The sequence below is a fragment of the Pseudomonas sp. KK18 genome (genome assembly GCF_037094675.1).
Classification (GTDB): Bacteria; Pseudomonadota; Gammaproteobacteria; order Pseudomonadales; family Pseudomonadaceae; genus Aquipseudomonas.
In genome coordinates this window covers 4,153,379-4,172,712 of the sequence record NZ_CP146605.1, presented here as the reverse complement: position 1 = coordinate 4,172,712, position 19,334 = coordinate 4,153,379, and the positions used below count along the sequence as shown (strand labels likewise).

Annotated in this window: 21 protein-coding genes; 15 read left to right on the top strand and 6 right to left on the bottom strand. The window is 59.8% G+C overall.

Features of this window, described 5'->3' with window-relative positions; translation table 11 throughout:
* Nucleotides 1-3: 3 nt before the first annotated feature.
* The 11 genes from iolD to V6607_RS18770 all read left to right on the top strand — a co-directional run bounded on the left by iolD (nt 4) and on the right by V6607_RS18770 (nt 12,076).
* Nucleotides 4-1,935, top strand: coding sequence for a 3D-(3,5/4)-trihydroxycyclohexane-1,2-dione acylhydrolase (decyclizing) (gene iolD, locus V6607_RS18820; RefSeq protein WP_134326826.1), 1,932 nt, complete (start codon nt 4-6; stop codon nt 1,933-1,935).
* 19 nt (nt 1,936-1,954) lie between these two features.
* Nucleotides 1,955-2,965 (top strand): Gfo/Idh/MocA family oxidoreductase, encoded by a 1,011-nt coding sequence (locus V6607_RS18815; protein ID WP_008437157.1) that lies wholly within the window; start codon nt 1,955-1,957, stop codon nt 2,963-2,965.
* 160 nt (nt 2,966-3,125) lie between these two features.
* Entirely contained in the window at nt 3,126-3,986 is an 861-nt protein-coding gene (locus V6607_RS18810) for a sugar phosphate isomerase/epimerase (protein ID WP_003214697.1), read from the top strand.
* Between the two features lie 131 nt (nt 3,987-4,117).
* The gene (locus V6607_RS18805) at nt 4,118-5,158 is read left to right on the top strand and encodes a Gfo/Idh/MocA family oxidoreductase (RefSeq protein ID WP_134326825.1); all 1,041 of its coding nucleotides are present in this window, start codon (nt 4,118-4,120) and stop codon (nt 5,156-5,158) included.
* A 137-nt stretch (nt 5,159-5,295) separates the two neighbouring features.
* On the top strand, nt 5,296-5,475 hold the full coding sequence (locus V6607_RS18800; protein ID WP_023658916.1) for a hypothetical protein: 180 nt from the start codon (nt 5,296-5,298) through the stop codon (nt 5,473-5,475).
* Between the two features lie 48 nt (nt 5,476-5,523).
* The gene (locus V6607_RS18795) at nt 5,524-6,459 is read left to right on the top strand and encodes a sugar ABC transporter substrate-binding protein (RefSeq protein ID WP_003214701.1); all 936 of its coding nucleotides are present in this window, start codon (nt 5,524-5,526) and stop codon (nt 6,457-6,459) included.
* Between the two features lie 63 nt (nt 6,460-6,522).
* Nucleotides 6,523-8,076: a sugar ABC transporter ATP-binding protein gene (locus tag V6607_RS18790; protein WP_087694121.1), complete on the top strand. Its 1,554-nt coding sequence runs from the start codon at nt 6,523-6,525 to the stop codon at nt 8,074-8,076.
* 59 nt (nt 8,077-8,135) lie between these two features.
* Nucleotides 8,136-9,173 carry an ABC transporter permease gene (locus V6607_RS18785; protein ID WP_003214704.1) on the top strand — a complete coding sequence of 346 codons (1,038 nt, stop codon included), beginning with the start codon at nt 8,136-8,138 and terminating at the stop codon, nt 9,171-9,173.
* Nucleotides 9,174-9,575: 402 nt separating this feature from the next.
* A complete protein-coding gene (locus V6607_RS18780) occupies nt 9,576-9,980 on the top strand; it encodes a TraR/DksA C4-type zinc finger protein (RefSeq protein WP_003214706.1) in 405 nt (134 codons plus the stop codon).
* A 184-nt stretch (nt 9,981-10,164) separates the two neighbouring features.
* Entirely contained in the window at nt 10,165-11,748 is a 1,584-nt protein-coding gene (locus V6607_RS18775) for a methyl-accepting chemotaxis protein (protein WP_338739774.1), read from the top strand.
* Nucleotides 11,749-11,872: 124 nt separating this feature from the next.
* Nucleotides 11,873-12,076 carry a hypothetical protein gene (locus tag V6607_RS18770; RefSeq protein ID WP_003214710.1) on the top strand — a complete coding sequence of 68 codons (204 nt, stop codon included), beginning with the start codon at nt 11,873-11,875 and terminating at the stop codon, nt 12,074-12,076.
* A 4-nt stretch (nt 12,077-12,080) separates the two neighbouring features.
* Here V6607_RS18770 and V6607_RS18765 read toward each other — a convergent pair whose 3' ends face one another.
* From V6607_RS18765 to V6607_RS18755, 3 genes are all read right to left on the bottom strand, one after another.
* Nucleotides 12,081-12,317 carry a DUF2789 domain-containing protein gene (locus V6607_RS18765; protein ID WP_087694069.1) on the bottom strand — a complete coding sequence of 79 codons (237 nt, stop codon included), beginning with the start codon at nt 12,315-12,317 and terminating at the stop codon, nt 12,081-12,083.
* A gap of 83 nt (nt 12,318-12,400) precedes the next feature.
* The gene (locus V6607_RS18760; protein ID WP_003214713.1) at nt 12,401-12,631 is read right to left on the bottom strand and encodes a hypothetical protein; all 231 of its coding nucleotides are present in this window, start codon (nt 12,629-12,631) and stop codon (nt 12,401-12,403) included.
* A gap of 141 nt (nt 12,632-12,772) precedes the next feature.
* Nucleotides 12,773-13,027 carry a hypothetical protein gene (locus V6607_RS18755; RefSeq protein ID WP_083853233.1) on the bottom strand — a complete coding sequence of 85 codons (255 nt, stop codon included), beginning with the start codon at nt 13,025-13,027 and terminating at the stop codon, nt 12,773-12,775.
* A 415-nt stretch (nt 13,028-13,442) separates the two neighbouring features.
* Between V6607_RS18755 and V6607_RS18750 the strand changes: the two genes are divergently transcribed.
* The 3 genes from V6607_RS18750 to V6607_RS18740 all read left to right on the top strand — a co-directional run bounded on the left by V6607_RS18750 (nt 13,443) and on the right by V6607_RS18740 (nt 15,229).
* A complete protein-coding gene (locus V6607_RS18750; RefSeq protein WP_003214715.1) occupies nt 13,443-13,892 on the top strand; it encodes a hypothetical protein in 450 nt (149 codons plus the stop codon).
* Nucleotides 13,892-14,089, top strand: a complete 198-nt coding sequence (locus tag V6607_RS18745; RefSeq protein ID WP_008437165.1) for a hypothetical protein — start codon at nt 13,892-13,894, stop codon at nt 14,087-14,089. Before V6607_RS18750 ends, V6607_RS18745 begins: the two co-directional genes overlap by 1 nt.
* A gap of 123 nt (nt 14,090-14,212) precedes the next feature.
* Entirely contained in the window at nt 14,213-15,229 is a 1,017-nt protein-coding gene (locus tag V6607_RS18740; protein WP_008437166.1) for an ABC transporter substrate-binding protein, read from the top strand.
* Nucleotides 15,230-15,385: 156 nt separating this feature from the next.
* Here V6607_RS18740 and V6607_RS18735 read toward each other — a convergent pair whose 3' ends face one another.
* Both V6607_RS18735 and V6607_RS18730 read right to left on the bottom strand, forming a co-directional pair.
* A complete protein-coding gene (locus V6607_RS18735) occupies nt 15,386-17,512 on the bottom strand; it encodes a TonB-dependent receptor (RefSeq protein ID WP_134326823.1) in 2,127 nt (708 codons plus the stop codon).
* A 95-nt stretch (nt 17,513-17,607) separates the two neighbouring features.
* Entirely contained in the window at nt 17,608-17,997 is a 390-nt protein-coding gene (locus tag V6607_RS18730) for a DUF2946 domain-containing protein (RefSeq protein ID WP_003214719.1), read from the bottom strand.
* A 93-nt stretch (nt 17,998-18,090) separates the two neighbouring features.
* Here V6607_RS18730 and V6607_RS18725 point away from each other — a divergent pair, with 93 nt between their 5' ends.
* A complete protein-coding gene (locus tag V6607_RS18725; RefSeq protein WP_003214721.1) occupies nt 18,091-18,528 on the top strand; it encodes a DUF3995 domain-containing protein in 438 nt (145 codons plus the stop codon).
* A gap of 349 nt (nt 18,529-18,877) precedes the next feature.
* Here the strand turns inward: V6607_RS18725 and V6607_RS18720 are convergent, their stop codons facing one another.
* Nucleotides 18,878-19,291: a hypothetical protein gene (locus tag V6607_RS18720; protein WP_134326822.1), complete on the bottom strand. Its 414-nt coding sequence runs from the start codon at nt 19,289-19,291 to the stop codon at nt 18,878-18,880.
* Nucleotides 19,292-19,334 lie beyond the last annotated feature (43 nt).

Below are 19,334 nucleotides of genomic sequence, written 5' to 3'. Positions count from 1 at the left end.
CTCATGACCACAACCCGATTGACCATGGCCCAGGCCCTGGTGAAGTTTCTGGATAACCAGTACATCGAAGTCGACGGTGTGCAGAGCAAATTTGTCGCGGGCATCTTCACGATTTTCGGCCACGGCAATGTGCTGGGCCTGGGCCAGGCCCTGGAGCAGGACAGCGGCGACCTGGTGGTGCATCAGGGCCGCAACGAACAGGGCATGGCCCACGCGGCGATTGGTTTTGCCAAGCAGCATTTGCGCCGCAAGATCTACGCGTGCTCCTCCTCGGTGGGGCCGGGTGCGGCGAATATGTTGACCGCCGCGGCGACCGCGACCGCCAACCGGATTCCGTTGCTGCTGTTGCCCGGTGATGTCTACGCCAGTCGCCAGCCCGATCCGGTACTGCAACAAATCGAACAGTTCCACGACTTGAGCATCAGCACCAACGACGCGTTTCGTGCGGTCAGCAAATACTGGGACCGCATCAACCGCCCGGAACAGCTGATGACGGCGGCGATTCACGCCATGCGCGTGCTCACCGACCCGGCGGAAACCGGCGCCGTGACCCTGGCCCTGCCGCAGGATGTACAGGGCGAAGCCTGGGATTACCCGGATTACTTCCTGCAAAAACGCGTGCACCGTATCGACCGTCGCCCGGCGACCGAAGCGATGCTGGGGGATGCCGTGGCGGCGTTCAAGGGCAAGCGCAAACCGCTGATCGTGTGTGGCGGCGGGGTCAAATACTCCGGGGCGAATGCCGCGCTGCAAGCCTTTGCCGAACGCTTCGACATTCCTTTCGCGGAAACCCAGGCGGGCAAGAGTGCGGTGGTTTCAAGCCATCCACTGAACCTCGGCGGTCTTGGTGAAACCGGCTGCCTGGCGGCGAACCTGCTGGCACCCGAGGCAGATCTGATCATTGGTATCGGCACGCGCTATACCGATTTCACCACGTCGTCGAAGTCACTGTTCAAGCATCCTGAGGTGCAGTTTCTCAACCTGAATATCAGCCCGTGCGACGCACTGAAACTCGATGGCGTGCAGTTGCTGGCGGATGCCAAGGTTGGCCTGGAAGCACTGGCTGAAGCCTTGGGCGACTACCGTTCCACCTGGGGGGATCAGCCACGGGATGCCAAGGCGCAATTGGACGTCGAAGTCGACCGGATCTACCAGGCGGAATACCAGACTGAAAACTTCGTCCCTGAAATCAACGACCACATGGACCCGGCGGTGCTGCGTGAGTTTATCGAGCTTACCGGTTCCTGCCTGACCCAAAGCCGCGTACTCGGTGTGCTCAACGAAGCCCTGGCCGACGACGCAATCATCGTCGCCGCTGCCGGCAGCCTGCCGGGTGACTTGCAGCGCAGCTGGCGCAGCAAGGGCGTCAACACCTACCACGTCGAATACGGTTATTCGTGCATGGGCTACGAGGTCAACGCCGCATTGGGCGTGAAGCTGGCCGAGCCCGAGCGCGAGGTGTACGCACTGGTGGGCGACGGCTCGTACATGATGCTGCACTCGGAGCTGGCCACCTCGATCCAGGAGCGGCGCAAGATCAACGTGGTGCTGCTGGACAACATGACCTTCGGCTGCATCAACAACCTGCAGATGGAACACGGCATGGACAGCTTCGGCACCGAGTTCCGCTTCCGCAACCCCGAGACCGGCAAGCTCGACGGCGGTTTTGTGCCGGTGGACTTCGCCATGAGTGCGGCGGCCTATGGTTGCAAGACCTACAAGGTCAACACCGTGGAGCAGTTGCAGGCGGCGCTGGCCGATGCGCGCACGCAAACCGTGTCGACGCTGATTGATGTCAAGGTCCTGCCGAAAACCATGATCCACAAATACCTGTCGTGGTGGCGCGTCGGTGTGGCGCAGGTGTCCACCAGCGCGCGCACCGATGCGGTGGCCAAACAACTCAATGAACGCCTGGCCAAGGCCCGGCAGTACTAATAACAAGAGGAGTGTTTTCATGTCTTTGAAGTTGGGTGTTATCGGTACTGGCGCCATTGGCCAGGATCACATTCGTCGCTGCAGCCAGACCTTGCTCAACAGCCAGGTGGTGGCCGTGACCGACATCAACCTTGAGCAGGCGGCCAAGGTCGTCGCTGACCTGAAACTCACCGCCGAGGTGTACCCGGACGGCCACGCGCTGATCAATTCGCCGCAGGTCGAGGCGATCCTGGTGACCTCGTGGGGCCCGAGCCACGAAGAATTTGTGTTGGCGGCGATTGCGGCCGGCAAACCCGTGTTCTGCGAGAAGCCGCTGGCGGTGACTGCCGAAGGCTGCCGCAAGATCGTCGAGGCCGAAGTGGCCCACGGCAAGCGCCTGGTGCAGGTGGGTTTCATGCGTCCGTATGACCAAGGCTATCGCGCCTTGAAAGCCGTGATCGACAGCGGCCAGATCGGCGAGCCGCTGATGCTGCACTGTGCCCACCGCAACCCGAGGGTGGGTGAGAACTACAAGACCGACATGGCGATCACCGACACCCTGATCCACGAGCTGGATGTGTTGCGCTGGTTGCTGGCCGATGACTACGTGTCGGTGCAGGTGGTGTTCCCGCGTAAATCGAGCAAGGCGCTGGCGCACTTGCGTGACCCGCAGATCGTGCTGCTGGAAACCGCCAAGGGCACGCGCATCGATGTGGAAGTGTTTGTGAACTGCCAGTACGGCTACGACATCCAGTGCGAAGTGGTGGGGGAGACCGGCATTGCGAAATTGCCGGAGCCGTCCCAGGTGCAGATGCGCAGCGGGGCCAAGTTGTCGAACGCGATCCTGATGGATTGGAAAGACCGGTTCATCGCGGCGTATGACGTTGAGCTGCAGGCGTTTATCGACGGTGTAAGGGCAGGGCAAGTGGGGGGGCCGTCGGCGTGGGATGGTTTTGCGGCGGCGGTGGCGGCGGATGCGTGTATTGAGGCGCAGAACAGTGGGCAGATTGTGAAAGTGGGCCTGCCACCCCGTCCGCATTTCTACGGCTAACCACAACCCTCACTGATGTAACGCAGTCAGTGTGGGAGCGGGCTTGCTCGCGAATGCGGCCTTTCAGTCAACATTTGCATCGACTGACCCACCGCATTCGCGAGCAAGCCCGCTCCCACATTTGACCGAGTTCCTACCTCAAATTCGGGAGATCTCAAGCATGCGCATCGCATTAGACCCCTACATGTACCGCCACCTGCCCCTCGGCCAAATGGTCGACAAGGCCGCCGAGCTCGGCTACCAGCACATCGAACTCTCGCCCCGGGAAGACTTCCTGCCGTTCTACAAGGCCCCCCGGGTCGACCGCGCGCGCATCAAGGAATTTCGCAAGGCCCTGAGCGACGCCGGCGTGCAACTCTCATCCCTGCTGCCCATGTACCACTGGGCCGCCGCCGACGAAGGCCTGCGGGTTGCCGCCGTGCGCAACTGGAAGCGTGCGATCCAGATCGCCGTGGAAATGGACTGCGAGCTGGTCAACACCGAATTCACCGGCCAGTCCGACAATCCGTTGGTGTGCGAAAACCAGTTCATGCGCTCCATGGACGAGCTGATGCCGGAGTTCGAGCGCGAAGGCATCAAGCTGGATATCCAGGCGCATCCGTACGACTTCTGCGAGCGCAACAACGAGTCGGTGGACATCATTCGCGGCCTCGACCGCGACTGGATCAACTACCTCTACGCCGCGCCGCACACCTTCTTCTATGACGACGGCAAGGGCGATATCGCCTCGATGCTCAAGTACGCAGGCTCCAAGCTCAGCCACTTGATCATTGCCGACACTTACAACCACCGGGCGTCGTCCAACCTGCGCTACATCGTCAACCCGCCGGGCGTCACCGCCACCGTGCACCAGCACCTGGACATCGGCCAGGGCGAGGTGAACTGGGAGGCGTTTTTCGGCACTCTGCGGGAAATCAAGTTCGACGGCATTGCCACGGTGTCGGTGTTTGCCTGGGAAGACCGGCCGGATGAGTCCAACCGGATGATGCTGGAGCGGGTGACCCGCGAGTTGTGCTGTTAGACCGTTGTGGCTTGCCCTGTGGCGAGGGAGCTTGCTCCCGCTGGGGTGCGAAGCGCCCCCAAAAGCTTGCGACTGCTACGCAGTCGAGCGGGAGCAAGCTCCCTCGCCACAATTAACCAAGGAGTATTTGTATGCGAATCGGACTGGTTGGATACGGCAAAGGCGGCCGTGTATTTCATGCACCCCTGATAGCCAGCCTGCCGGGGGCGACCTTTGTCGGCGTGGTGACACGGTCACCCGAACGTCGCCAGCAACTGGCGACGGATCACCCCGGAGTGAAGGCCTTCGACAGTATCGGGCAGATCACCGAGGCCGGTGTCGACGTGCTGGTGATCTCCACCACCCTCAAGGGCCGTCCGGCCCTGGTGCTGGAGGCCATCGAACACGGTGTGGCGGTGGTCAGCGACAAACCCTTTGCCAGCAATGCCGAACAGGCCCAGGCCTTGATCACCGCCGCCGAGCGCCAGGGCGTGCTGCTCAGCGTCTACCAGAACCGGCGCTGGGATTCGGACTTCCTGACCCTGCGCAAGCTGATCGACGCCGGAGCCCTGGGCACCGTCACCCGCTTTGAATCCCGGGTGGAGCGCTACAACCCGGGCTCGGTGGGCAATGCCAGCGGCGGCGGCTTCCTGCGGGACCTGGGCAGCCACCTGGTGGACCAGGCCATGCAATTGTTCGGCCCGGTGGACCGGGTGTTCGCGCAGTTGCACTACACCGCCGATGAGCCGAACGTAGACCACGGCTTCTTTGTATCGCTGACCCACGCCAATGGGGTGATTTCACACCTGTGGGGCAGCGCCCTGCAAAACAGCCAGGCCCCGCGGTTTCGGGTGAATGGCACGGCCGGTTGCTACACCATCGAAGGGCTGGACGGCCAGGAAGAGGCGCTGCTGGCCGGCAAGACCCCGAAAACCGAAGGCGAGCACTGGGGCGCTGAAGAACATCGACGCTGGGGCTGGTTCGAGCAGGGGCCGGATCGTGAGCGGGTGCCGTCGGAAAAGGGCCGTTGGAATCAGTTCTACAGTCAGCTGCAAAGCGCGGTGGAAGGCCACGGCGAGTTGCCGGTGAACGTCCTGGATGCGCTGGCAACCACCCGCGTACTGGACGCCGCGCGCCTGAGTTCAGAGCGCCAGCAGGTAGTGGAAATGGCGGCTATGGAGCCTCATGGATGAAAAATAGAATAAAATTCTAAAACAGGTTGATATGGAAATTATTTTCCAATAAAGTCATTCCAGGTTGCATAAAGTACGTTCGGACTCGATTCGGGCGACTCGACAAAAACAAGATCAAAACAACCAGGTACCGTCAGATGAAAATCTTCAACGCTGTACTGCGAGTTTTACGTCCTGCCCTCCAGCCACGCGGTCTGCCCCGCGCCCGGCCGTTTTACTTTTCCCTCCTGAATGTCCTGTGCGTCGAAAGCAAGGGTTCCCTGGTGTGCTGCATTCCGGGGGCGCCGATCGTTCGACTGCCGACCGCTTCGCTCTGAAAAACGCAACGTCCACAAAACCAACAAGAAATTGGAGACAGACCGTTCATGAAGACCCCGATCCGTTTTACCGCGCTGGCCCTGTCCATGATGCTCGCCAGTGGTTTCGCCACGGCGGCCGATATCAAGGTGGGCGTGAGCATGTCGGCGTTCGATGACACCTTCCTGACTTACCTGCGCGAGGACATGGACAAGCAAGCCAAGTCCTACCCCAAGGGTGACGGCGTGCAGCTGCAGTTCGAAGACGCCCGCGCCGATGTGGTCAAGCAACTGAGCCAGGTCGAGAACTTTATCAGCCAGAAAGTCGACGCCATCATCGTCAACCCGGTCGACACGGCGTCTACCGCCAATATCAGTAAAGCGGCCCTCGCAGCGGGCATTCCGCTGGTGTACGTCAACCGTCGTCCCGACCAGACGGATCTGCCCAAAGGCATCGTGGCCGTGACCTCCAATGACGTCGAGGCGGGCCGCCTGCAAATGCAGTACATCGCCGAAAAGCTCGGCGGCAAGGGCAAGATCGTGATCCTGCTGGGTGACCTGGCGAACAACTCCACCACCAACCGCACCAAGGGGGTGAAGGAAGTCCTGGCCAAATACCCAGGCATCACTATCGAGCAGGAACAGACCGGCATCTGGCTGCGTGACAAGGGCATGACCCTGGTCAACGACTGGCTGACCCAAGGCCGTGAATTCAACGCGGTGCTGGCCAACAACGACGAGATGGCCATCGGTGCGTCCATGGCGTTGAAGTCGGCGGGCACCAAGCCGGGCACCGTGTTGATCGCCGGGGTGGATGGCACACCGGACGGTTTGAACGCGATTACCAAGGGCGACATGGCCGCGTCGGCGTTCCAGGACGCCAATGGCCAGGCCGTGGGTTCGGTGGAAGCGGCGCGCAAGATGGCCAGGCACGAGCCGGTCGAGCAGAACGTGGTGATCCCGTTCAAGCTGATCACCCCGGACAACGTCAAAGACTTCAAGTAGCCCTAAATAACAACAATAAACCGGCAGGGCAGCCACGGCGGCCCTGCTGACGGAGTACCCGATATGTTTGCTCAAGCGACTGCTTCCCAGCCTCCCGGTATCCAGCCCTTGGTACTGGAAGAACCCTATCTGCTGGAGATCTCCAACATCAGCAAAGGCTTTCCCGGCGTCGTGGCCCTGGCCGATGTGCAGCTGCGGGTGCGCCCCGGCTCGGTGCTGGCGCTGATGGGCGAGAACGGTGCGGGCAAGTCGACACTGATGAAGATCATCGCCGGCATCTATCAGCCCGACGCCGGTGAAATCCGCTTGCGTGGCAAGCCGATCAAATTCGAAACACCGCTGGCGGCGCAGAAGGCCGGGATCGCGATGATCCACCAGGAACTCAACCTGATGCCGCACATGAGCATCGCCGAGAACATCTGGATCGGTCGCGAACAGCTCAACGGCCTGCACATGGTCAACCACCGGGAAATGCACCGCTGCACCGCGCAATTGCTGGAGCGGCTGCGGATCAATCTCGACCCGGAGGAACACGTCGGTAACCTGAGCATTGCCGAGCGGCAGATGGTCGAGATTGCCAAGGCGGTGTCCTATGACTCCGACATCCTGATCATGGATGAACCGACCTCCGCCATTACCGACAAGGAAGTGGCCCACCTGTTTTCGATCATTGCCGACCTCAAGTCCCAGGGCAAAGGCATCATCTACATCACCCATAAAATGAACGAAGTATTCGCCATCGCCGATGAAGTGGCGGTGTTCCGCGATGGCGCCTATATCGGCCTGCAGCGGGCCGACAGCATGGACAGCGACAGCCTGATCTCGATGATGGTGGGGCGTGAGCTGAGCCAGCTGTTCCCGGTGCGCGACAAGCCCATCGGAAATCTGCTGCTGTCGGTGCGCGACCTGCGGCTGGATGGGGTATTCCAGGGCGTGTCGTTCGACCTGCATGCCGGGGAAATTCTCGGTATCGCCGGGCTGATGGGCTCCGGGCGGACCAATGTGGCGGAAACCATTTTCGGCATCACCCCAAGCTCCGGCGGCGAGATCCAGCTGGACGGCAAGACCGTGCGCATCACCGACCCGCACATGGCCATCGAGAAGGGCTTCGCGCTGCTGACCGAAGACCGCAAGCTCAGCGGCCTGTTCCCCTGCCTGTCGGTACTGGAAAACATGGAGATGGCTGTGCTGCCGCATTACTCCGGCAATGGCTTTATCCAGCAAAAAGCCCTGCGTGCCTTGTGTGAAGACATGTGCACCAAGCTGCGGGTGAAAACCCCGTCGCTGGAGCAATGCATCGACACCTTGTCCGGTGGCAACCAGCAAAAAGCCCTGTTGGCCCGCTGGCTGATGACCAACCCACGGCTGCTGATCCTCGACGAACCCACTCGCGGTATCGACGTGGGCGCCAAGGCCGAGATCTACCGGCTGATTTCCTACCTGGCCAGCGAAGGCATGGCGGTGATCATGATTTCCTCGGAGCTGCCCGAGGTGCTGGGCATGAGCGACCGGGTGATGGTGATGCACGAAGGCGACCTGATGGGCACCCTGGACCGCGCGGATGCGACCCAGGAAAAAGTCATGCAACTGGCTTCCGGTATGACGGCGGTCCACTAACGAACAGACGGCGCCGGCCCGTTGTGGCCGGCGCAACGCGATAAAAAAGGTGAGTGGTTATGAACGCGATACTGGAAAGCAAACCCGAGGAAAAGAAGCCCGCTGCGGCGCCGGTCAAGCACCGTCGACGCATGCCCACCGAGCTGAGCATCCTGCTGGTGCTGATTGGCATCGGCCTGGTGTTTGAGTTGTTCGGCTGGATCGTGCGCGACCAGAGCTTCCTGATGAACTCCCAGCGCCTTGTATTGATGATCCTGCAAGTTTCGATCATCGGCCTGCTGGCGATTGGCGTGACCCAGGTGATCATCACCACCGGTATCGATTTGTCCTCGGGCTCGGTGCTGGCGTTGTCGGCGATGATCGCCGCCAGCCTGGCGCAGACTTCCGACTTTTCCCGTGCGGTGTTTCCGTCATTGACTGACCTGCCGGTGTGGATACCGGTGGCGATGGGCCTGGGCGTGGGGCTGCTGGCGGGGGCGATCAACGGCAGTATCATTGCGGTCACCGGGATTCCACCGTTTATTGCGACCCTCGGCATGATGGTCTCGGCCCGTGGCCTGGCGCGTTACTACACCGAAGGCCAGCCGGTGAGCATGCTCTCGGACTCCTACACGGCCATCGGCCACGGCGCGATGCCGGTGGTGATCTTCCTGGTGGTGGCGGTGATCTTCCATATCGCCCTGCGCTACACCAAGTACGGCAAGTACACCTACGCCATCGGCGGCAACATGCAGGCGGCGCGCACCTCGGGCATCAACGTCAAGCGCCACCTGATCATCGTCTACAGCATCGCCGGCCTGCTGGCAGGCCTGGCCGGTGTAGTGGCGTCGGCACGGGCAGCTACCGGGCAGGCGGGCATGGGCATGTCCTATGAGCTGGACGCGATTGCCGCCGCGGTGATCGGCGGCACCAGCCTGGCGGGCGGAGTAGGGCGCATCACCGGCACCGTGATCGGCGCGCTGATCCTCGGGGTGATGGCCAGCGGGTTTACCTTCGTCGGCGTGGATGCCTACATCCAGGACATCATCAAGGGCCTGATCATCGTGGTGGCGGTGGTGATCGACCAGTATCGCAACAAGCGCAAACTCAAGCGCTGACACGGTCCTCAAGGCCGCATCGGTCAAAATGTGGGAGCGGGCTTGCCCGCGAAGACGGTGTATCAGTTGAACATTCAGTGACTGACACACTGCCTTCGCGAGCAAGCCCGCTCCCACATTTAACCGTTTGTCTTCTATATAGCTCCACAACACTGAATTTCTTGCTATAAACGCACTCCGATGACCATTCGCCGAGCCCGTCCTGGTGCCTTTGCGGGTTATCTTGGAAAAAATGCCTGTCATTTCAGTTGCTGAGCCCTCAAGTCGGCCTTAGACTGCCGCCCCTCGTAAATTGAGTGCCGGGTGGCGCTTGAAATGGACGGCGCCTTTCCGAGACCTGCAGAGGTCGGCCGGAACGCTCCCTTATTCGCCTTAATGCACGTATTTTTTATAGAGAAATCAATGACAAAGGAAAAGTTGCTGGCCATGCCGGCGGATGACTACATGAATGCCGAGCAGCACGCTTTTTTCGAGAAGTTGTTGCAGGACATGAAAGTGGAACACCACGAGCGCATCGAGCAGAACCGCATCGCCATTGAAAGCCTGGACACCCCGGCAGACCCGGCCGACGCTGCTTCTGTCGAAGAAGAGCGCACCTGGCTGGTGAACGCCATCGACCGCGACCAGCGCATGCTGCCGCAACTTGAGCAGGCCCTGGGCCGTATCAAGGAAGACTCCTTCGGCTGGTGCGATGACAGCGGCGAGCCTATCGGCCTCAAGCGCCTGCTGATCAGCCCGACCACCAAGTACTGCATCGAAGCGCAAGAGCGCCACGAGCAAATCGACAAGCACCAGCGTCAAGCCTGATGCGGTGAACTGCTGGAGCCGGGTTACCCGGTTCCCAGCAGAAAACAGCCGTTTCCCCCCGTTTATTGATCTGCTGCAAGCCCCCCACTAAAGGCCCATGGATAATGGCCACATAGTGGCGTCTAATGCAGTCACAATAACGACAAGCAGCGGGGTAACGAACATGGCTGGAGACGGATCTCTCATGGGCGCAGCAGTGTCACCACCCGTGGTGGCGCGACAGTTGCCCGGCTGGTTGACGCCGCTCCTGCAGAGTACCGCCCTGGTGCTGTTGCTGCTGGGCCTGGCGTTCGCCCAACTCTCGATTTACCTGTGCCTGCCGGTGGCCCTGCTGCTGATCTGGCTACCTCGCCTGACACATCGCACCCCCAGCGTTGCCGCGTCCGAAGCCACCGATGCCATCGGCGAGCTGACCCGCGACCTTTCCTACACCACCAGCCATAACGCGTTGTCTACTGCGGGCGTGGCCTATGCGGTCAAGCAACTGGCGGCCAGGCTGCAATCTCAATTGGGCGCGGCGAAGCAGATCGTCAGCAGTGCCGAAGTGATGATCGGCACCGAGCAGGTCACCTCGCAACTGAGCCGCCAGGCCCTCGGCGCGGCCAGCCAGGCCCATCAGCGCAGTACCGAAGGGCGCGAGGTGCTGGCGCAGTCCATCACCCGTATGCACCAGCTCAGCCAGCGCGCCAACGACAGCCGTCAATTGATCGAGGCCTTGAGCCAGCGCAGCGAAGAAATCCAGCGCGTCACCCTGGTGATCCAGTCGATCGCCAGCCAGACCAACCTGCTGGCCTTGAACGCGGCGATTGAAGCGGCTCGGGCCGGTGAGCATGGGCGCGGGTTTGCGGTGGTCGCCGACGAGGTGCGTGGCCTGGCCGGGCGAACCGCCACGGCGACCGATGAAGTCGGGGTGATGGTGGCGGATATCCAGCAGCGTACCGCCCAGGTGGTGGAGCAGATCCGGCAATTGTCGGCGGATTTGCAATCCGGTGTAGAGCAGGTGGAGCACGCCGGCGAGCAACTGGACAGCATCGCCAGCCTGGCGGCGGATGTGGAAGGCCAGGTCAATGAAATCGCCCAGGGCACCGACACCAACCGCGCCCAACTCGACAGCTTGTTCCATGCAGTGGAGCAGATGCGCAGCGATTTGACCGTCAGCGACCAGCAGACCCAACAGTTGGCCGCCGCCGCCGTACAAATGGAAGGCCAGGCTGAAACCATCAGCGAGCGCCTTGCCGAGGTCGGCCTGGACGACTACCACCAGCGCATCTATGACCTGGCCCGCGAAGGCGCGAGCCGCATCGCCGCGCAGTTTGAAGCCGACGTCCTGCAAAACCGCATCAGCCTCGATGACCTGTTCGACCGCAGCTATACCGCCATTCCCAACACGCGGCCAAGCAAGTACCACACGCGTTTTGACGGCTACACCGACCAGGTGCTGCCCGCCATCCAGGAAGCCCTGTTGCCCCGGCATGAGGGCCTGGTATTCGCCATCGCCTGCACGCCACAGGGTTATGTGCCGACCCACAACAAGGTGTTTTCCCAAACGTTGACCGGCGATGCCCAAGTGGACGCGGTACAAAATCGTACCAAGCGCAAGTTTGAAGACCGCACGGGAATCCGCTGCGGCAGCCACCAGCAGGCGGTCTTGCTGCAGACCTACACCCGCGATACCGGGGAGTTGATGCACGACTTGTCCGTGCCGATCACGGTCAATGGCCGGCATTGGGGCGGCTTGCGCCTGGGCTACAGACCTGAGGGCCGCTGACCCACGAGGGCGATTGTTGCAGGTAATGCAAGGGAGCTATTCCGGGGATAGCTTTTTCCAACTGGAAGAAAACCGTAGCATGGCGAACATTGTTAGCCAGCTAACTAATTTCCGGAGGCGCTCCATGCAAACCAAAGTCGATGTGGCTGTGATGATTGGCAGTGGCGTACCGCCCACCCTGCGTGCGCTGGGGCAAAAGGCCTGTTGGGTAGTGTTGCTCAATGGCGAGCAGCGCGGCACGGCGTTCGCCAGTCGCGACGAAGCCGAAGAGTGCAGGGCTGCCTGGGAGGCGCTGTTGCACCTGGAGCAGTCAGACAGCCTGCATTGAAGGCTCAGGGTTGCTGGTGCAGGCGCTGGTTCAGTTCGTCGACCGCGATCGCCCAGACTGCGTCTTCACGCAGTTCATCCTTAAGGAATTGGGCTTGTTGCGGTGACCAGAAATCCGCGTCAATCAGCTTTACGTCATTGGGCAGGGTGTGTTTGCCGATAAAGGCGTCAATCGCCTCGGGGGACGATTCCAGTCCAAGTTGTTCAAACAGGTCTTCGAGGGTGTAGGTCTGCGCTTCCATATCGTTCTCCATGCGGGCTGATCATCGTATGCATGGGAGGGTTGTTGCGGGACAGAGTTCGATCGGATTGTCGCGCCGGGTAATCAGGAGGTCAGCGCGCCGGAATCAACGGCGGCCTTAAGGGCTTTTGCGGCTTCCTTGGCAGCCGTGTTGGCAGCGTCTACGGTTTTGAACCAGCGGTCCTTTTCTACCTGGTGAGTCGTCACGGTGGTCAGGGGAGCCTTGGCCCGCATCACAATCACGGCCTGGAACTCACCGTCTACTTCCCTGGCTTCGCCATGGATGAAAAATTCGCCAATATCAAATTCCGTCACGTATAGCCTTCCCTTGGAGGTAATTGCGCTGATGAAACCTGAACCGCAAGGGCACAAATCTCAATGGACGGACCAGTATGGCAGTTGTTACGCGCTGGCGGCGCAGTAAAGTCAACCAGATGACGAAACGCCAGCCGCGCCTCAGCCGTGTGGCGCTTGCAGGATGGCTTCCAGCTGTCGGGCCAGTTCGCAGGCCTGGCTATGGCCGCTGCGAAAACCTTTGATCCGCCCACTGGGCACTTCAAGGATATGGAAAAAGTTTCTCCCGGCGGGGACTACCCGATAGAGCGCCGAATGCAGGCAACTGTCGTGGGTGTATAGGGAGTAGAATTGCCCGTCATCGATAAAAGATGAACCTGTGTTCGAAGGTGTGGCAATCGGTTGAGGTCGTTGCATAATCAGCTCCTGTCGATCGACATTGCGTACCCGCTTGCAGTATTTCGAGTGGTTTTGACCCGTGTTGCTGTTTTAGTATTGTCGTCAGTGTCCGGCGTCCGGTTCCATCCAAAGCATTAGTTTCTGTGTTGGATGTCGGAAACTGCATTTTTTAAAGGGTTATTGTCTGAAGTGGGTCGGCCAGTATTCTCTGGTCGTTAAACCTGTGATTTCCTGCAACGCCTGGCGACCTGCGTAAGGTGCGTCGGGCACGCCTGTACTAGTCTCATGGCCTGGCAGCGTGATCTTCTTCAGTTTTTATCAGTGGATTTGTTGTGTGATCGTGCCGTTTCCGGCCGTTTTTTTGTGCTGCCCGCTTGGGCGGACAGCACCCTTTTGATGTGGGGGCGTTTCCTTGGCAGTCAGTAATCTGGATATGCACGCGTTATTCGTGCTGGGTGATTTGCGCGCAAAGTTGGTCAAGCAGTTTCAATCCCGTTTCGTCTACGTCACTGAGCAGACACCTGAAGGTATCTACATCGCCGAGATCGATACCGAAGCGGCATTGGTGGTGGACGACAAGCCGCGCCTGGAACTCAAGGTCGGTGATCATTTCCGGGCCGCTGTATTGCCCAGCCGCGAAGGCGGCAAGTTCGAACTGAAGTTTCGCGATATCAAGTTGACGGTGTATGGCCTGGGCGATTACGCCTTTGTGTCCTCGGCCGAAGGCCAGGGCATCGTGTTCAAGGAAGGCCACAGCGTGATGCTGGTGTTTGCCGCCAATGAGCAGTTGGTAGAAGGCCTGACCAAGACCCTGAAGGCCGTCACCGGCAAGGCCGCCAAATGGCGCAAGGGTGAACTCGTGACCTTCAAGGCCAGCGAGTAATGAGCCAGGGTAGGGCACAGTTCCACGAGCAGCACCTGCTCGATGCCCAAGCCACGGCGGCTCAATTGTTTGCCCGCAAGGCCGAGTTGCAGGGCGCCTGGTTGAGCTGGGTCGCCGGCCAACTGTATGAACTCAAGCCCGCCGAATTCGCCAGCATGGTGCGCCGCGAGTTGCAGCGGCTGAACAATCCTGCGTAAAAACCGGCAACCTGCCATGTTCCCCGGAACCTCTACTACAGTTGAGTTGACTTAAGTATTCAGAGGCTTCGCGGTGTTACAGCAAAGCCATTCGCGATTGCTGTAAGGCATGAGGTGCAAAGCATGAAAGGAATTCGAGCACTGTTGGCAGCCTCACTGACGACCCTGAGTCTGTCGGTGGCGTCGCTGCCGGTATCAGCGGCCCAGGCGCCGATTCATTTTGCCGACCTGAACTGGGAAAGCGGCAGCCTGATCACCGAGGTGCTGCGGGTGATTGTCGAAAAGGGCTATGACTTGCCCACCGACACCTTGCCCGGCACCACCATCACCCTGGAAACCGCCCTGGCGAAAAACGACATCCAGGTGATCGGCGAAGAATGGGCCGGCCGCAGCCCGGTGTGGGTCAAGGCCGAGGCCGAAGGCAAAGTGGTGGGCCTTGGGGATATCGTCAAGGGCGCCACTGAAGGCTGGTGGGTGCCCGAGTACGTGGTCAAGGGCGACCCGGCCAAAGGCATCAAGCCCCTCGCGCCGGACCTGCGCAGCGTGAAGGATCTGGCGCGCTACAAGGACGTGTTCAAGGACCCGGAAGCACCGAGCAAGGGCCGTTTCCTCAACAGCCCGATTGGCTGGACCTCGGAAGTGGTCAACAAGCAAAAGCTCAAGGCCTACGGGCTTGACGACAGCTATGTGAATTTCCGCAGTGGTTCGGGTGCTGCGCTGGATGCCGAGATTGCTTCCTCGATCCGCCGGGGCAAGCCGGTGCTGTTCTATTACTGGTCGCCTACACCGTTGATGGGGCGCTACAAGCTGATCCAGCTGGAAGAGCCGCCATTTGATGCCGAGGCGTGGAAGACGCTGACCGATGCAGACAATCCTGACCCGAAACCTACACGTTCCCTGGCCTCCAAGCTGAGCATCGGAGTGTCCACGCCGTTCCAGAAGGAGCATCCGCAGATCGCCGAGTTCTTTGCCAAGGTCGACTTTCCGATCGAGCCGCTGAACAAGGCGCTGGCCGAAATGAGCGAGAAGCACAGCCAGCCGCGAGAGGTCGCCCAGGCATTCCTCAAGGATCATCCGGAAGTCTGGAAGGCGTGGCTGACTGAGGATGTGGCGCAGAAGGTCGAAGCCAGCCTGAAGTAACACCGATATAACAGCCCGATTGCGATCAAAAATGTGGGAGCGGGCTTGCTCGCGAAAGCGGTTTTACAGCCAACATTTGTATTGACTGACTCACCGCTTTCGCGAGCAAGCCCGCTCCCACACTGACCTCATTCTTGCCTTGAAACTTGCTGGGCTTTAGAACTTCGTCTGCACCGCCAGCTCAAACGTCCTCGGCGACCCCAGGTAATACGCCGGCGACACATGGGCAAACTCGGCATACACCTCATTGGTCAGGTTACGCACCCGGCCCGTCACGGAGGTGTGTTGATCCACCTTGTAAGTCAAAAACGTCCCGAGCAAGGTATAGGCCGGCACCGTCAGCGTGTTGGCGTTATCGGCATACACCGACGCCACATACCGCGCATCCACACCTCCTTGCCAATCCTCCGCAAAGTCATAGGTCAGCCACAGATTACCCACCTGCCTGGGCACATTGGTCGGCGTATTGCCCTTGCGCGACACCACGGCACCGCTGGCGGTTTTCTCGTTGAAGTCCTCGTATTCGGCATCGACCCACGCATAGTTGCCCTCCAGCAATAGCTTGGGCGTGACCCGCAACGAACTGGCCAGCTCGATACCCTTGGACGTCTGCGCGCCCACCGGAATGCTATTGGTCGGGTCCAGCGGGTCGGTGACGGCGAAGTCCTTGCGCTCGATCCGGTAGGCGGCCACCGTGGCGGAGCCGCGACCGTCCATGTAATCGAACTTGCTGCCCACTTCCCATTGCTTGCCGGTGGACACATCGAACACCTGGGTGGTGCTGCTCGGCTGTTCGGCAGCGGTGCTGTATTGCACGTAGACATTGGCTTGCGGGATGAACTGATACGTCAGGCCAATCCGCCCGGTCACCGGCTCCCAACTGCGTTTGACATGCCGCGGATTGCTGGCGGTGATATCCCGGTGGTTGGTGACTTCCAGGTCAATCGCGTCGTAGCGCAGGCCGGTGAGCAACGACAGCTTGTCAGTCAGGCCCAGGCGGTTCTCGAGGAACAATGCCTTGGTGGTGACGGCGTTGGTCTTGTCCGGATCGAAACCGGGCTTGGTGCCCGGGATGTCATAGAAATGCCCGGGATCATAGTTGTTCGGGTCCACCGTACTGTTGCCTGCCACATTCAACGGATTGTTGGTGGTGCTGTTGACCCTGTACTCAAAGCCGCCCGACCACGTGGTACTCAAGCCGAAGAACGTGTCGTCATGGCGCAGCTCGAACTGGTTGCCGTTCTGCTCACCCTGGTGCCGTACCTGATAGGCCGTCGAGCGATTCACCGCGCTGTTATCAGCGTTGTACTGGTAGGTTTCCAGGTTGCGATAGTCGCGCTGGCTGTCGAGGTGATAGAGGGTATTTTTCAGCGTGGTGCTGTCATTGATCCGGTAGTCGATGATCGAGCGCACCCAGATCGTGCGTTGCTCATAACGACCGTCGGCCACGTTGTAGTTGTTGAAGCGGTTGTGTTTGTCGATCTTCAACTCGCCCGACTTCGGGTTGAGCACCGGTGTGCCCCAGTAGGGGCTGTCCTCGTGTTCGTCCTGATATTCCAGGGCCAGGGTGTGGGACAGGTTCGGGGTGAAATCACTCAGCAGGGAAAACGCCACGCTCCAGGCATCGCGCTGTTGGCGATCGATATAGGTGTGGTTGGTGTTGCGGCTTACGTCCAGGCGCGCGTAATGCTGGACCTCGGCGCCCGGCTCGGTCAGGGCGTGGTTCAGGCCGAAGGCCATTCCGGCAGTGTCGTAGCTGCCATAGGTGAGCTGACCTTCGGCGGCCTGTTCCTCACGGGTGGCCAGCTTGGTCACGTAGTTCAGCGAACCACCGACGGAGCCGGCGCCGTTGATCAGCGAGGAGGGCCCGCCCACCAGTTCGACCCGGTCATAAATCCACGCATCCACGGGGCGAGCCAGGCCGCCGGACACCGCGACGCCATTGAACATCTGGGTAATCTGGCTGCTGGTAAACCCTCGATAGGAAATGAAACCGCCAAACCCCGGCGGCGCGCTGGCGTTGACCCCGGGCAGGGTATTGGCCGCGTCCTGGAAGGTCTTGGCGCCTCGGCGCTCGATGTCATTGCAGTTGGCAATGCTGATGGACGCCGGGGTTTCCCGCACGCTCAGCCCCAGGCGCGAGGCCATGCCACTGGACTGATCCAGGGCCAGGCCGGCATCACCGGTTTGCTCGCCATCAATGGTGGTCGGTGCCAGCTCAATCGCCCAGGTGCTGACAGGCAGGCAGCCGAACAGGCCCGCCAAAAGGGGTAAATGTTTCATGGTTGAATCCTGAAAAACTTGGCTTGAAAACAACCCAGTGCCGTCCGCACTCCCGGGGGAGGCAGCCGCGTGGGTCAATCAGAAAAGCGCAGGTATCAGGCGAAGGCGGGCGGGGCGCGCGGATTAGCCGCAGGCCAGGTGAAGCGGGCAGGGATGTCGGCACTGGCAACGATGGCGGGCGGCGGCGCATGGGGTTGCGGAAGCACCGCCACGTTGAGGCTGGAGTTGAGCGCCGGGCCCATGCCGCCGGTGGAGCACAGCGGGCAACCGAAGGCTTTCGAGAGCGTGGGCAGGGATTCATCGGTGGACTTGTAAGGCGCCGGCGCCTGGGTGCGCGGGTCCACCGTACAGAACTGGCCGCCGATGCCGTTGAGCTGCATCCCGACCATTTGCCCGTGGCCGATGCTGCAGGCGAACACATTGAACAGGACGCAGCAGTAGAGCATCCAGGCAATGAGCGAGCGGTCGGTACGGGCGAGTTTCATGGGGCGGCACTTTACCATCAGCCGCCGACGAATTGCCTGCAAAAAATCTCAAGAGGGCTATCCTCTCTCGGACTTTTCCAAGGATATCCAGCCATGAGCTTTTTAGTCGCGCGATGGATCGTCGGGGTTTTTGGCTTTATCAGCCTGGTGCATTTGTACTGGGCGGCCGGAGGCAAATTGGGCGTTACAGCGGCCATTCCGCAACTGCCGGGTGAATTCGCCAGCGGGCCGCGACCGGCGTTCAAACCGTCGGCACTGGGAACGTTGCTGGTGGGTGTGGGGTTGGTGGCGATTGCGGTGCTGGTGTGTTTGCGGGCCGGGCTGTATTTCGAGCCGGTGTCCAACCATGCGTTGCAGTGGGGGATTAGTGCAGTAGCACTGGTGATGTTTGCCCGGGCGATTGGGGATTCGGAGCTGGTAGGGTTTTTCAAGAAGGTCGGCGGGTCGCGGTTTGCGCGGCTGGATACGTTTTTTTACTCGCCGCTGTGTTTGGTGTTGGGGGCGGGGTTGTTGGTGGTGGCGTGGAGTTGAGGGGAACGTTTGCCGCAGTAGAGTGAGGGCTGCGTTGTATAAACTACATGCCCGCCTGATGATACGACGTCAGGTGGCCCACAGAAATCAAAGGCTTAGGAAGTAGTTCGTAGGGTATAGGTTAGGTGATCCGTCCGGGCTGCAAAATTTTGTTGTTACACCAGAGCTGGATTTTTTTGTTTCGAATCTGTACTCAAATAAGTCGATAGCATTTTTTTGCCCGATCTAGATATTAAAATATTTAATTTCTCGGTTTTAAATTTTCATTGTGTTACATGCGCAATGGCTCAATTTTTTTGAGCGTTGGATTAAGTAAGGCAATCGGTATTTTTATCTGTTTGTTGGAATGTCAGTGAAAGCTCACGTCAATTCTCTCTACTTCCAATCTGATAAGTTGTTCGTTTAATGCTGGATGCTCGTAGTGCAAGTCTTGATCGTCAAGTGGCGTAAACGTGTGAAAAGTCTCGTTGCAAAGCCTTCCAAACAGAAAATAAGCATAGCCATGGCCTGTTTTTTCAACCAGACAATCGACTGTGTCGACCCTGATGACTTCGTAGTCGTCGGATAGATTTATTGTCAGATCTACATCATAGGTTTTTCCTACTTCGATCTCATAAGGGAAAAAGCTGACGAAGCAATTCAATATGGTGCCGTCGATGAGCAACGTCGCATCCTCTTCAACGTGCTCGCTGAGCGCCACCACCTGTGTTTTTTTGTGATTGTTCGATGTGAAGCCTGATGGTTTTTTCAGTGAGATCGCCATTTATCGTCCTCCAAAAACCGTTTCCGCTTTTGGTGTGTAGTAT

Coding starts and splice junctions, on each gene's coding strand:
- V6607_RS18745 (WP_008437165.1), top strand. CDS start 13,892: ATGAGCCAGGGTAGGGCACAGTTCCACGAGCAGCACCTGCTCGATGCC.
- V6607_RS18815 (WP_008437157.1), top strand. CDS start 1,955: ATGTCTTTGAAGTTGGGTGTTATCGGTACTGGCGCCATTGGCCAGGAT.
- V6607_RS18795 (WP_003214701.1), top strand. CDS start 5,524: ATGAAGACCCCGATCCGTTTTACCGCGCTGGCCCTGTCCATGATGCTC.
- V6607_RS18800 (WP_023658916.1), top strand. CDS start 5,296: ATGAAAATCTTCAACGCTGTACTGCGAGTTTTACGTCCTGCCCTCCAG.
- V6607_RS18735 (WP_134326823.1), bottom strand. CDS start 17,512: ATGAAACATTTACCCCTTTTGGCGGGCCTGTTCGGCTGCCTGCCTGTC.
- V6607_RS18785 (WP_003214704.1), top strand. CDS start 8,136: ATGAACGCGATACTGGAAAGCAAACCCGAGGAAAAGAAGCCCGCTGCG.
- V6607_RS18780 (WP_003214706.1), top strand. CDS start 9,576: ATGACAAAGGAAAAGTTGCTGGCCATGCCGGCGGATGACTACATGAAT.
- V6607_RS18755 (WP_083853233.1), bottom strand. CDS start 13,027: ATGCAACGACCTCAACCGATTGCCACACCTTCGAACACAGGTTCATCT.
- V6607_RS18765 (WP_087694069.1), bottom strand. CDS start 12,317: ATGGAAGCGCAGACCTACACCCTCGAAGACCTGTTTGAACAACTTGGA.
- V6607_RS18750 (WP_003214715.1), top strand. CDS start 13,443: ATGCACGCGTTATTCGTGCTGGGTGATTTGCGCGCAAAGTTGGTCAAG.
- V6607_RS18720 (WP_134326822.1), bottom strand. CDS start 19,291: ATGGCGATCTCACTGAAAAAACCATCAGGCTTCACATCGAACAATCAC.
- iolD (WP_134326826.1), top strand. CDS start 4: ATGACCACAACCCGATTGACCATGGCCCAGGCCCTGGTGAAGTTTCTG.
- V6607_RS18790 (WP_087694121.1), top strand. CDS start 6,523: ATGTTTGCTCAAGCGACTGCTTCCCAGCCTCCCGGTATCCAGCCCTTG.
- V6607_RS18805 (WP_134326825.1), top strand. CDS start 4,118: ATGCGAATCGGACTGGTTGGATACGGCAAAGGCGGCCGTGTATTTCAT.
- V6607_RS18770 (WP_003214710.1), top strand. CDS start 11,873: ATGCAAACCAAAGTCGATGTGGCTGTGATGATTGGCAGTGGCGTACCG.
- V6607_RS18730 (WP_003214719.1), bottom strand. CDS start 17,997: ATGAAACTCGCCCGTACCGACCGCTCGCTCATTGCCTGGATGCTCTAC.
- V6607_RS18810 (WP_003214697.1), top strand. CDS start 3,126: ATGCGCATCGCATTAGACCCCTACATGTACCGCCACCTGCCCCTCGGC.
- V6607_RS18725 (WP_003214721.1), top strand. CDS start 18,091: ATGAGCTTTTTAGTCGCGCGATGGATCGTCGGGGTTTTTGGCTTTATC.
- V6607_RS18775 (WP_338739774.1), top strand. CDS start 10,165: ATGGGCGCAGCAGTGTCACCACCCGTGGTGGCGCGACAGTTGCCCGGC.
- V6607_RS18740 (WP_008437166.1), top strand. CDS start 14,213: ATGAAAGGAATTCGAGCACTGTTGGCAGCCTCACTGACGACCCTGAGT.